Source organism: Leptolyngbya sp. NK1-12 (assembly GCF_032598965.1).
In the GTDB taxonomy this organism is placed as follows: domain Bacteria; phylum Cyanobacteriota; class Cyanobacteriia; order Elainellales; family Elainellaceae; genus Elainella.
The window spans coordinates 4,821,813-4,834,284 of the sequence record NZ_CP053586.1; the positions used below are offsets into that span (position 1 = coordinate 4,821,813).

General features: G+C 46.6%; 9 protein-coding genes. 7 read left to right on the plus strand and 2 right to left on the minus strand.

Annotated elements, in window-relative coordinates; genetic code table 11:
* The first annotated feature begins 755 nt into the window (after positions 1–755).
* Complete coding sequence (gene hflX / locus HJG54_RS20585) at positions 756–2,450, plus strand: GTPase HflX (protein ID WP_316431092.1); 1,695 nt, start codon at positions 756–758, stop codon at positions 2,448–2,450.
* A gap of 61 nt (positions 2,451–2,511) precedes the next feature.
* Here hflX and HJG54_RS20590 read toward each other — a convergent pair whose 3' ends face one another.
* Together HJG54_RS20590 and HJG54_RS20595 are read right to left on the minus strand one after the other, a co-directional pair.
* On the minus strand, positions 2,512–3,855 hold the full coding sequence (locus tag HJG54_RS20590; RefSeq protein WP_316431093.1) for an oligosaccharide flippase family protein: 1,344 nt from the start codon (positions 3,853–3,855) through the stop codon (positions 2,512–2,514).
* Positions 3,856–4,250: 395 nt separating this feature from the next.
* On the minus strand, positions 4,251–5,042 hold the full coding sequence (locus HJG54_RS20595; protein ID WP_316431094.1) for an FkbM family methyltransferase: 792 nt from the start codon (positions 5,040–5,042) through the stop codon (positions 4,251–4,253).
* 867 nt (positions 5,043–5,909) lie between these two features.
* Between HJG54_RS20595 and rfbF the strand changes: the two genes are divergently transcribed.
* The 6 genes from rfbF to HJG54_RS20625 all read left to right on the plus strand — a co-directional run bounded on the left by rfbF (position 5,910) and on the right by HJG54_RS20625 (position 11,937).
* Positions 5,910–6,683 (plus strand): glucose-1-phosphate cytidylyltransferase, encoded by a 774-nt coding sequence (rfbF, locus tag HJG54_RS20600; protein WP_035997860.1) that lies wholly within the window; start codon positions 5,910–5,912, stop codon positions 6,681–6,683.
* A 63-nt stretch (positions 6,684–6,746) separates the two neighbouring features.
* The gene (lhgO, locus tag HJG54_RS20605) at positions 6,747–7,961 is read left to right on the plus strand and encodes an L-2-hydroxyglutarate oxidase (RefSeq protein ID WP_316431095.1); all 1,215 of its coding nucleotides are present in this window, start codon (positions 6,747–6,749) and stop codon (positions 7,959–7,961) included.
* 17 nt (positions 7,962–7,978) lie between these two features.
* Complete coding sequence (locus HJG54_RS20610; protein ID WP_316431097.1) at positions 7,979–9,004, plus strand: NAD-dependent epimerase/dehydratase family protein; 1,026 nt, start codon at positions 7,979–7,981, stop codon at positions 9,002–9,004.
* On the plus strand, positions 9,004–9,543 hold the full coding sequence (gene rfbC / locus HJG54_RS20615; protein ID WP_316431098.1) for a dTDP-4-dehydrorhamnose 3,5-epimerase: 540 nt from the start codon (positions 9,004–9,006) through the stop codon (positions 9,541–9,543). Before HJG54_RS20610 ends, rfbC begins: the two co-directional genes overlap by 1 nt.
* Positions 9,544–9,640: 97 nt before the next feature.
* Positions 9,641–10,579 (plus strand): glycosyltransferase family 2 protein, encoded by a 939-nt coding sequence (locus tag HJG54_RS20620; protein ID WP_316431099.1) that lies wholly within the window; start codon positions 9,641–9,643, stop codon positions 10,577–10,579.
* 2 nt (positions 10,580–10,581) lie between these two features.
* The gene (locus HJG54_RS20625; RefSeq protein WP_316431100.1) at positions 10,582–11,937 is read left to right on the plus strand and encodes an NAD(P)H-dependent oxidoreductase; all 1,356 of its coding nucleotides are present in this window, start codon (positions 10,582–10,584) and stop codon (positions 11,935–11,937) included.
* Positions 11,938–12,472: the final 535 nt, after the last annotated feature.

Genomic DNA, 12,472 nt, shown 5'->3' on the forward strand with positions numbered 1-12,472 from the left:
ACCTAAAAATTCACTTGTCTAGCTAACAATCAAGTAGAAGTGATCAACATCACTTTACCTATGTGATAGTTGCAATTTACTTTCTTGTCTGAAATCATTTTCACAAATGAACTGTTTTGAAAATGGTTGTTGAGCATAGCTTGAAGCGTCTTGAAAAGAGATATTAAGTATTACAATTACGAAGATATCTAATCTTCTAATTGTCGTAAAAGGGGGTAAGAACCCTTGCTTATCTATGTTTTTGATCTAAAAGCAGCAATAAAATTTGTTTTCAGGAATAAAGATTATTTAAAGCTAACCGTCATAATACGGAAAGCCAGTAGTGATCTGCTTTTTGAAGCCGGTAGATCTGCGATTTTTAAGCTGAGTAAGTTAAAAATTGAGTAGTTTTAATGTTACTTACCGCCTTTTTCAGGCTAGTGAAGTACGAAAAACGGGGTGCAGGGGCAGTGCCCCCACAGCCCCTTTACCTCACATGAGTGAAAAACGCTGTAACTGGTTTGCAGAGTTGTCCTGTAGCGTCAAGCTCAGAATCTGAGCTTGGCAAACTCAAGCTTGGTAAACCCAAATTCTGCTAAGGTAGTGGTCTTCAGAAGCATCCAGATGCAGTATGGAGGTGAGTTAACCGTGTTGGCGGCTTTCTCAAGCCTTAGTTTTCCTTGGTCCTAGTCTTGAGTATGGGTTCCGTAGCACCAATTGTTTGAGCGAATCGATAGAATATCACTATCAATGTAGTGTCTAGGACTTTGGTGAGGGTGTCTATCGATACTATTCATGGTCAACTGCAAGGATTAAAATCTAGCCAGCTGAAGCAGCTACAGCGTGTGTATCACCAGCGATTACCGATTGATCGTTTAGTTACTCCTGAGTTTGCTCAACGATTGGCTGCTATCAGCACAGAGATCAACCAGCCGGTCTGCGCCTATCTGAATCGACGGGGTCAAGTGATTCGAGTTGGGGTTGGAACCTTACGGCAGACTCAAATTCCCCCTTTGGAGTTGCCCCGATATGGAGCAGAGCGACTGAGTGGCATCCGCTGTATCGCAACTCAACTGAAGGCTGGTCCCCCCAGTGAGGCGACCATGACAACCATGGCCTTTCAGCGGCTAGACGCCTTGGTTATCCTCACCATAACTGGCAGTGGTTTTGAGCGCCGGGGTGGTGGTGCTACTGGTTATGTCAAAGAAGCTTATTTAGCACATTTGTTACCTGACCCAGAAGCTAGATGGACTGTTTCAGCACCACTAAGCCCAGAACAATTAAGCAGTCAAGACTTCAATGAGTTAATTAGTGATCTGGAGGAAGAGTTCCGTCGCCAATACGTTGCTAAACACGTTAGCTCAGAGCAAGATCGGGTTCTCCTAGTGGGTCTGCAAACCGGCGAAACATCTTTTGACATGTTCAACAATGGGTTATTTGAGTTGGCAAAGTTGGTAGAAACAGCTGGTGGAGAAGTCGTACAGTTTTTGCAGCAACGGCGTTCTGCTGCCCATCCTCAAACCGTTGTGGGTGAAGGAAAAGTCCAGGAAATTGCCCTAACAGCTCAAACGCTGGGGGCCAACCTTGTGGTGTTTGACCGCGACCTCTCTCCAGCCCAAGTGCGCAATCTGGAGACGCAAATTGGTATTCGTGTAGTTGATCGGACAGAGGTAATCCTGGACATTTTTGCCCAACGAGCGCAGTCGAGAGCCGGTAAGCTACAGGTTGAGTTGGCACAGTTAGAGTACATGCTGCCTCGCCTGAGTGGCAGGGGACGCGCCATGTCTCGCTTGGGAGGCGGAATTGGTACTCGAGGTCCTGGTGAAACAAAATTAGAAACAGAGCGGCGAGCCATTCAGCAGCGGATTACTCGTCTACAGCGCGAAGTTAATCAACTTCAAGCGCATCGCTCCCGCTTACGGCAGCAACGGCAACATCTAGAAGTGCCATCTGTTGCAATTGTTGGTTACACAAATGCTGGTAAATCAACACTATTAAATAGCTTAACCAATGCTGAAGTGTATGCAGCTGATCAGTTGTTTGCAACCCTTGATCCAACAACTCGAAGATTGGTGATTACTGATCCTGCTACCCAGAAAAAAACATCAATTGTTTTAACAGATACAGTAGGATTCATTCATCAACTCCCTCCTACTTTGATGGATGCCTTCCGCGCCACTCTGGAGGAGGTAACCGAAGCAGACGCCCTACTACATCTGGTAGATTTATCCCACCCAGCTTGGCAAAATCAGATTCGATCGGTAATGAACATTCTAGAGCAAATGCCGCTTGCTCCTGGTCCAATTCTGCTAGTGTTCAATAAGGTTGATCAAGTTGACGGAGAAACTTTGCAATTTGCTCAAGATGAGTTTCCTCAGGCTGCCTTCATTTCAGCTACAGACCGCTTGGGCTTAGAAACATTGCGTCAGCGCTTAGTACAACTTGTTCAGTATGCGGTTCAGGCTGGATAAGTACCATTCTTGCCGAGATCTTGCTAAAGCGATGTTGGTTACTGCTGCCACTGCCACTAGCTTAGGTGTAGTAAACAATTAGTGTTAGACACCCTGCTAAGGCCACTACTGGAAAATCTAGCTCTGGTTGCCACAAAGATAGGCGATTGAAGTAGAGCGCGTAAGCAATATAGGTCAGCCATTCAGTTGCTGCAATTCCAATAATTACCCCCTGAGGACCTGCCAATGAATAACCCAGCAGCATTGAGTTTAATTGAAATAAAGCGCCGATACTGGTTAAGAGCATTGTTTTGAAGGTTTGCCCCTTGGCAAGCAGAATGTCCTCGTAGGTAACGCTAAGAACACGTCCTAGAAACCCAATAGCGAGAACTCGAAGAATCCAGCCAGCTTCTAGGTAACGCTCGTCATAGAGTAAGTCGATCAAGGGTTTACCAAAAAGAACTAAGAAAATAGCAAAGCTTGAACTCAAAGCTATCAGGATCAAACGAGCTTTTCGTAGGACTCGATATAACGCTGCCGGTCGTTCTCGAATTAACTCAGCATATGAAGGAAACAACACCTTACTATTCATCTGAGTAACAATACTCTCAACAGCACTAGACAGGCCCAATGCAACGGTATAAATACCAAGAAACCGAACGTCAAGTAACCATCCCAGAGCTAAGCGATCACCTTGCAGTGCAAAAAAGGCAATAATCGTGCTGAGAAAAATCCATTGTCCAAATTGTTGCAGTTCATGAAACGCTTCTTTATCCCAACAGAAGGAGTTTCTCTCACCTTTCAGCAGAACATGGCTGGCGATAGATTTGAGAAGACTACCAATTAAACCACCGAGCAACAGAACCCATACAGATCGGTAGAGCCAAGCTCCCACGATCATTACGCTCAGACTGATCGCGTAGATGCTAATTTCCAATGTTGTCAATTGCTTCAATGCAAGTTGGCGGTTTGCTGTTGCTAGTTTAGTAGAAGCAGTGCCATCAATCAGCGCTGATAGGCCAGCAACGGGTAATAACTGCATCAGCATGGGTTCATCATAGAATCGAGCAATTGGTGCTGCAATGATGCAGGTGCCAACCCACAATACTATGCCTCGAATTACCTGAAGCGTCCAAGCCGTATTCAAAAACGCTGGATCCTCACCACGTTTGCTGTGGACAATACTGGGAAATATACCGAGGTCTGAAAACATTTGTAGTCCAGTCAAAAAAGTCTGAACTAGAGCCATCAACCCAAAGGCCTCAGGAAATAGCAGCCGAGTTAGGACTAAATTGCCGCCCAGCCTCAAGATTTGGCTCGATCCATATCCTAAGAAAGTCCAAATGGAACCTCGAATCGCTCTTTGCTTAAGCGTTGGCTTTTGCTCTTTGCTTTCCCTGATGTAGCTGTCTGCCTGACTAGACATATAAAGTCCTAAATTCTACCAGTGATGTACTGCATCTCTATTGAAGAACCTTCTAGATGAACGCAGTATGAGGGTAGAATAAATTCTCTAAGAGGATCTCTAAAGATCTTTGCAGGCTCTAATTTCTAAATCAATATTTCTTAAATCAAGAAGCAAACGGCAACCATGTCAGCCTCAGAATTTTTGAATTATCTGCCAACGGAAAATCAAAGCTATACCTCGCTGCTGGCACCCCACAGAGATATAGCAATCCTTCTGAAGCTGTGAGGCTCTCCAGTAACAATCTGATGAGATACAGCCAAGGTAGTATCGGCAATGCATCTACTACCTGGATGTTCTACAGGATCATTTCAAAACAGCTCTAGGATTGCTATATAGGGCCAATAATTACAAACTTAGTACTCACCAAGCGACCAGCGCCAGATCGGTGCATCAAGAGCCGCCACTGCACGTGAACCAAATCGACCTACGCTGTAACCAAGGTCAGCTAGATATTTCAAACAAGCTTCCCGATCCCGCAGGCAGTTGTATTCAAAACAGATAACAGGGGGTTTGATACGCTCAAAAGGAAACATCTTGATGATTTCAAAGTCGTATCCAGGTGTAGCCAATGCAAATAAATCAAGCTTATCAATATTGTGCTTGGACAATAGGGTGCTGATGGTCATTTGAGGAATTGGAATCTCCTCAATCATGCTATCTAGATCATCGGGAAGATTTTCAACTTTTCTAACATGCTTCCAGAAGTAGAGTGAGGCTTGAAGATGGCCTTTGTCTAATCCACCCGACTGGGGCAGCCAGAACGGTAACCCTGGAATATCTTCACGAACGGTATAAAAAGTTGCTGTTCCGTCCTGCGCACCGATCACCAACTGCTCGAATATGAGCTGATCTTCACCCTTGTAGTTTTCAACCAACTGCTTGAACGAGATGGGTTGTGGTTCAATCAAAATACCGCGCCAGTGATATTTACGAATCAGTCTACCAACTGGATCGGCTGAAATCCCATCATGGGCACCAATCTGAATACAGAAGACATCTGGTTGGTGTTGCATGTAGTCCTGCATTAGCAAATCAAGCAAATCAATACAGGGATAATCGTGCAGTTCAGGTTTTTCAGGCTGGTCTGTCGCTTTTTTAATTTCGTACCCAAAAGACTTAACTACTTGTTGAAGGACTTGCTTCATCGTATTTCCTCAATATTTATGACTCGCTAGAGGTCGGACAAACTAATGCATTGCCACGAGGCAAAGTTGTTACTTTGCCTAGAGTTCACTCCAGTAGTACGGAAATGAACAATCGGCAGTAACAGTTCTTCCTGTTTATCAATACATCAGGCAGGATGATATATCAGGTAACTTTGCGGTTTTGCACCTCAGTTACCAGGTAGGATGCGGGGGAAATAGCTCAACCTGGCCTAAATTTCTGGAGAATATCAGTAATACAACTGAACTTTATGCAACTGCACTTTATTCAAATCTAAAGAGCAATTTCTCTACGCAATTTAGCAAAAACCTTTAGCCTACCACTTGCCGTTGCTACGGATAGTGTCGCGTCGATACAATCTAGTAGCCGGTTTATGCCCAGCCAAGAAATTATAGCTATTTGTCTATATTGTAATGATGGCCACAATGGAATGTTTAGGGCTTGGGGAAGCTTTCACGCAGTTTTCATAGAGAAAAATACTTTGTTCACCCCGCCTTTACAGCTTGCTAACGCGCTTCTTGTTAGTCTCTATAGAAGAGTCATGAAGCTCGGAACAGTTTGTCTGGGAAAACAAGGAGAGGTCATATGGTTGTATGCTGGCTTATTCCAATTCAAGGGAGTATTGGTAGCTGCTACTGATCTGTCAGAAACAGAATGAGAGCGAGTTGTACTGAGTTTTTCTAGGGTTTAAGTTTCGCACGCATTTAAAATATTCCAGTCGAATAATAAAGACCTGTTGCTGCAGTAAACGCTCAGGGAATTCTACGGATGACATGTTTTGAGCTTCATTGACCAAAGATTACAGCACACATTCACACCAAATTCATCATCTTTAAAGAGGTAGGTGCATGAAAGCAGTCATACTAGCTGGTGGTCTGGGTACTCGCTTGAGCGAAGAAACATCTATCAAGCCTAAACCAATGGTCGAGGTCGGTGGACAGCCCATTCTCTGGCACATCATGAAGATCTATGCAGCCCACGGCATCAATGACTTCATTATCTGCTGTGGGTACAAGGGATATGTGATCAAGGAGTATTTTGCCAACTACTTCTTGCGGATGTCAGATGTTACGTTTGACATGCGGTTCAACCAGATGAATATTCATGCTGGTAAGGCTGAGCCTTGGCGCGTAACCTTGGTAGATACTGGGGAAAATACGATGACCGGAGGACGACTGAAGCGAGTTCGTGAACATATCGGTAATTCTACTTTCTGCTTCACCTATGGTGATGGAGTCAGCAATGTGGATGTTACTAAATTAGTTGAGTTCCACAAGCAGGAAGGGTCACTAGCAACTCTGACCGCTGTACAACCTCCCGGACGATTTGGAGCCATTTCTCTAGGTAAAGAACAAACCAAAATTCATCAATTCCATGAAAAGCCCGGTGGAGATGGTGCGTGGATCAACGGAGGTTATTTCGTGCTTGAGCCAGAAGTGATCGACTACATTGCAGACGATTCCACAATGTGGGAACATGAACCTCTCGGTAAACTCGCTCAGGACGGGCACCTCTCTGCTTACAAGCATGATGGTTTCTGGCAACCCATGGATACCCTCAAGGACAAAAACTACCTGGAAGATCTCTGGAAAAGTGGCAAGGCCCCCTGGAAGGTGTGGTAATGTCCTAAATTTTTGACTGTCGGCTAAGTTGTTTATGTCTCTCAATTGAAGGTGGCAAGCTCTATGTACGATTTTGCGATCATCGGTGGTGGCATCGTTGGTCTTTCTACGGGCATGGCTCTGGGCAATCGCTATCCAGATGCCAAAATTCTAGTGCTTGAGAAGGAGAGCCGCTGGGCTTTTCACCAAACTGGCAACAATAGTGGAGTGATTCACTCTGGCGTTTACTACAAGCCTGGCAGCTTCAAAGCAAAATTTTGCCGTGATGGTTGCCAATCAATGGTGGAGTTTTGCCAGCAGCATGAAATTCCCTATGAGGTGTGTGGCAAAGTGATTGTTGCCACAGAAGAACGAGAACTGCCGTTGCTGGAGAATCTCTACCAGAGGGGATTGCAAAACGGTATCAAAGTGGCCCGGATCACCGCCGAAGAGGTAAAAGAATACGAGCCGTATGTCAATTGCTTGGCGGGCGTGCGCGTGTTCTCGACAGGCATTGCTGACTATAAGCGCGTTTGTCAAAAGTATGCCGAGCTAATTGAGAAACGAGGCGGTGATCTACATCTTAATACCAAGGTTGAGAAAATCATTGAGACTCAATCTGGTCAAGTTCTTGAGACCAATCAAGGAACGTTTGAAACACGGTTTGTGATTAACTGCGCTGGTTTACACAGTGACCGAGTCGCTAAGCTTGGCAAGGTAGATCCTCAAGCTAAGATTGTGCCGTTTCGAGGCGAGTACTATGAGCTTGTGCCTGAAAAGCGGTATTTAGTCAAAGGATTGATCTACCCCGTTCCTAATCCGGCTTTCCCATTCCTGGGTGTACATTTCACTCGAATGATTGACGGCAGCGTTCACGCTGGACCCAACGCAGTTCTGAGCTTGAAGCGAGAAGGTTACAAAAAAACCGACTTTGATCTACGCGACTTTACCGAGGTCATGACCTATCCAGCCTTCTGGAAGCTAGCCGCTAAACACGCAGATGAAGGAATCAAAGAAATCATTCGCTCCTTCAGTAAAGCTGCTTTTGTTCGCAGCTTGCAGCGCTTAATTCCAGAAGTCAAATCAGAAGACTTGATTCCCACCCATGCTGGTGTGCGGGCACAAGCCTTGATGAACGACGGTAAGCTGGTTGATGACTTTTTGATCATCAAAGGCCAGAATTCTGTTCATGTTTGTAATGCCCCTTCTCCGGCGGCCACGTCCTCAATTGAAATCGGCAAAGCCATTGTTGAACAGATTCCTGCCCAACAGCATTTGCAATCCACACTCAACGTATAGACGCATTAGGAAGCTTTATGAAAGTACTTGTCACTGGCACAGAAGGATATCTAGGCTGCTTGTTCGCACCCCTCTTGCTAGAGCGGGGGCATGAAGTAACGGCAGTTGACACCGGGTTCTACAAAGTCGGCTGGCTATACAACGGTACCCAATCGACGGCCAAAACCTTAACTAAGGATATCCGCCATATCACCCTGGAAGATTTGCAAGGAATGGATGCCGTGGTTCACATGGCAGAACTCTCCAACGATCCGACCGGACAGTTAGCGCCTCATATCACCTACGAAATCAATCACAAAGGCTCTGTGCGTTTGGCCGAACTTGCGAAGCAGGCAGGAGTGCGGCGGTTCGTGTACATGTCTTCTTGCAGCGTTTACGGTGTGGCCACCGAAGGAGACGTAACGGAAGAATCGCCCATCAATCCCCAAACTGCCTATGCTGAGTGCAAGGCACTGGTAGAGCGTGATGTGAAGCCAATGGCGGATGATGATTTCTCCCCCACGTTCATGCGCAACGCCACAGCTTTTGGAGCTTCCCCCCGGATGCGTTTTGACATTGTGCTGAACAATTTGGCAGGTCTGGCTTGGACCACCAAAGAGATCAAAATGACGAGCGATGGTACACCTTGGCGTCCGCTAGTGCATGCGCTCGATATTGCCAAAGCTTTGATTTGTGTGCTGGAGGCTCCCCGCGATGTGGTTCACAATCAAATTTTTAACGTAGGCGACACGGCCAACAACTATCGCGTTAAAGAAGTTGCTGAGATTGTAGCCGAAACCTTTCCTGGCTGTGAGCTGAGCTTTGGCAGCCAAGGCGCAGACAACCGCAGCTACCGCGTTTCCTTTGAGAAGATCAACACTCAACTGCCTGGATTCAAGTGTGAATGGGATGCCCGTCGCGGTGCACAGCAGTTGTACAACGTGTTCAAGCAAATTGACATGACTAAAGAAGACTTTGAGTCTCGCGGCTTTACCCGTCTTAAGCAACTAGAGTACCTGATTCGCACGCAGCAAATTGACAAAGATTTCTTCTGGAGCAAGTAATGATTTTTACTGAAACGAAACTGAAAGGCGCATTCATTATTGATCTGGAATTGAGAGCCGATGATCGAGGCGCTTTTGCTCGTACCTTCTGCATGAAGGAATTTGAGCAGCATGGCTTAAAGCCGACGGTAGCTCAGTGCAATCTCTCCTTCAACTACAAAGCAGGAACACTGCGGGGAATGCATTACCAAGTTCCACCCGCGGCTGAGACCAAGCTAGTGCGCTGCACTAAAGGTGCAATTTATGACGTGATCATCGATTTACGTCCTGATTCTCCTACCTACATGCAGCATATCGGAGTTGAACTCACGGCCGATAATCGGCGAGCACTCTATGTTCCGGAAATGTTTGCGCATGGCTACCAGGCTCTAACCGATGGAGCTGAGGTGGTATATCAGGTAGGCGAATTCTACACGCCGGGTTACGAGCGGGGTATTCGCTATGATGATCCTGCCTTCGGAATCGAGTGGCCCATGCCAGTAACTGTGATCTCTGATAAAGATGCAGCCTGGCCACCCTTTGCAGCAGTTCCGGTTTAAGCAAAACAGTGTGATTTGCTGGGAGAGGAGCAAGTTCTCCTCTCTTAACCAGGTGCTCTGCCTCGAAGCACTAAAGTTAAATTTGCAGAGGTTAAGAATGAAGTTAAGCGTTGTACTCCCTTGCTTTAACGGAGCCAAAACAATTGCTGTTCAACTTGAAGCATTGACCACGCAACATTGGCCAGAGGGTTGGGAGGTTGTGGTGGTTAACAACGGTTCAACCGACGAATCAATGGCAATTGTAGAGCAGTATCGCAATCGTCTGTCTGGGTTGCGCATTGTTGAAGCCTACAATCCTGCTGAGGGGAGACTGGGTGTTGCCCACTCCTATACGGTTGGGATGAAAGCAGCCACCGGAGATGCCTTCGTTTTCTGCGAAGCGGATGATGAGGTCGGAGCAGGATGGCTGCAAGCGATGGGAGAAGCCCTCAAGCAGCATGATTTTGTGGCAGCGTCAATGGAGTATATGCGGCTAAACGAGGCATGGCTAGCAGGTGATGGGCGGTTTATGCAAGCTCCTGATCAGGGCTTACCATCAAAGGCTCCTTTATTCTTACCTTTTGCTAGTGGCTGTACGTTTGGGCTAAAGCGCTCTGTGTATGAAACCGTTGGCGATCCTGATCCAGCTTGTCTGGCCGATTGGGACACAGATTATTGCTGGCGAGCAAATCATGCCGGTATTCAGCTGCACTTTCACCCTGAAGCCGTGGTTCATTATCGGCTCCGAGCAAAATTGATCGATAGATACTATCAGGCCCGCAATTGGGGAGAAGCTAGCGTTGTGACCTGGAAAAAGCATGGGCCGCATCGAGGCTGGTTCGCGCTTCTGAAATATTTGATTAGAAGAATATTGAATATTTTCAAAGATTCACTCAAGCTGGTTTTCACCCTTTATGACAAAAAGCGCTTCTCAGACCGTGTAGGAGCGTTGGCTTGGCAGGTAGGTGAGCTACAAGGCATCTTCAAATACTTAGTGCTGCCTGGATTTCGTCGTGATCGCGCGGGTCTAACTATCCAAGAATTGAAAGGAGTATAACCATGATTATTGTAGATACTGCGTTACAGTCCCGTGCTGAAGCCGGAAACCCTGTCCGGGTTGGCATGATTGGCTCTGGATTCATGGGGCGGGGAATTGCCAATCAGATGATCAACTCGGTTCCCGGCATGGAACTGGTTGCCGTTTTCAACCGGAACGTGGCCAAAGCCAAGCAGGCTTACACGGAAGCAGGCATCGAAGATGTGCGTGAAGTTAAGACGGTTGAGGAACTGGAAGAAGCAATTCGGCAGGGCAAATCGGCGGTTACCGATGATGCCATGTTGTTGTGTCGAGCCGAAGGCATTGATGCTCTGATTGAAGTCACCGGCTCGATTGAATTCGCGGCTCATGTTGTCTTGGAAGCATTTGCCCACAAGAAGCATGTCGTCCTGATGAATGCTGAGCTAGATGGCACCATTGGTCCAATTCTCAAAGTCTATGCGGACAAAGCTGGTGTGGTGCTGTCTGCCTGCGATGGAGACCAGCCTGGCGTGCAGGCCAACCTATACCGCTTTGTTAAGAGTATTGGGTTGACTCCGTTGATCTGCGGCAATATCAAAGGTTTGCAGGATCCGTATCGGAATCCCACCACTCAGGAAGGTTTTGCCAAGCAGTGGGGCCAAAATGTCTACATGGTAACCAGCTTTGCCGATGGTACGAAGATTTCCTTCGAGCAGGCCATTGTGGCAAATGCAACCGGTATGACTGTCGCTAAGCGCGGCATGTTGGGATATGACTTCAGGCTACATGCAGATGAACTGACTGAGAAATTCAACCTCAACTACACCGGACATATCGATGACTTGACCAAAATGTACGATGTAGACCAGCTCAAAGCGCTTGGTGGCATTGTTGATTATGTGGTTGGAGTCAAACCCGGACCTGGTGTGTTTGTATTTGGGACTCATGATGATCCGAAGCAAAAGCATTATCTCAACCTGTACAAGCTTGGTGAAGGTCCGCTCTATAGCTTCTATACGCCTTACCATCTCTGCCATTTTGAAGTTCCCCTCTCGGTGGCTCGTGTGGTGCTATTTAAGGATGTAGTTTTGGCTCCCCTCGGTGCGCCCCGTGTTGATGTAGTGACAACGGCTAAGATTGACTTGAAGGCCGGTGAAACGATTGACGAAATTGGCGGTTACATGACCTATGGTCAGTGCGAGACATCAGAGATCACTCAAGCAGAACGCTTATTGCCTATGGGCTTGGCAGCTGGTTGTCGCTTAAAGCGGGATGTTGCTAAGGATCAGGTTCTCACTTATGAGGATGTGGAATTGCCTCAAGGTCGTTTGTGCGATAAATTGCGGGCTGAGCAAGATGCTTACTTTGCTCCGGCGGCCCAATTGGCAGCTGTTTAAGTTGGCTGTTTTCTATTGCTAGTTTTTCAACTAGATCAAATTCGTCAAACCATAAAGCGGATTGTAGGGATAGTCAGCAAGGGGGCTATCCCTACTCTTTTTTGAAAATAGCGGTCAAAATTTGGGTATTCTCAAAGAAGCAAGCCTCTTAGTAGTAAAAACCTTCTCGGCTGAGCTGTTTGGGTTAGCAAGCATATGACTGAAGATTCGGATTGGTCGCCAATAGACAAAGAGTCTATATCCTCATTGCCAGAGCATATTGTCGTGTTGCAACTTCCTGCTGATATAGCTATGGCCCTGCAACAGCGGTGCCAACAGTGGGGGCAAACCAAAGCTGAAGTCATTTTGACTTTATTACAGTCGGCCATATCATTATTCCCAATTGCTGATCAGCAAACTGGCAACCAATCAGATACTAGCCAAGCTAGCCAACTAGCAACCCAGCAAGACGTTCGACTATTAAAGGCTCGTCTCAGCCAGCTAGAAGAAATGATACCCAGATTGGAGGCACTAGAGGGAAAGTCGATAGCCTTCT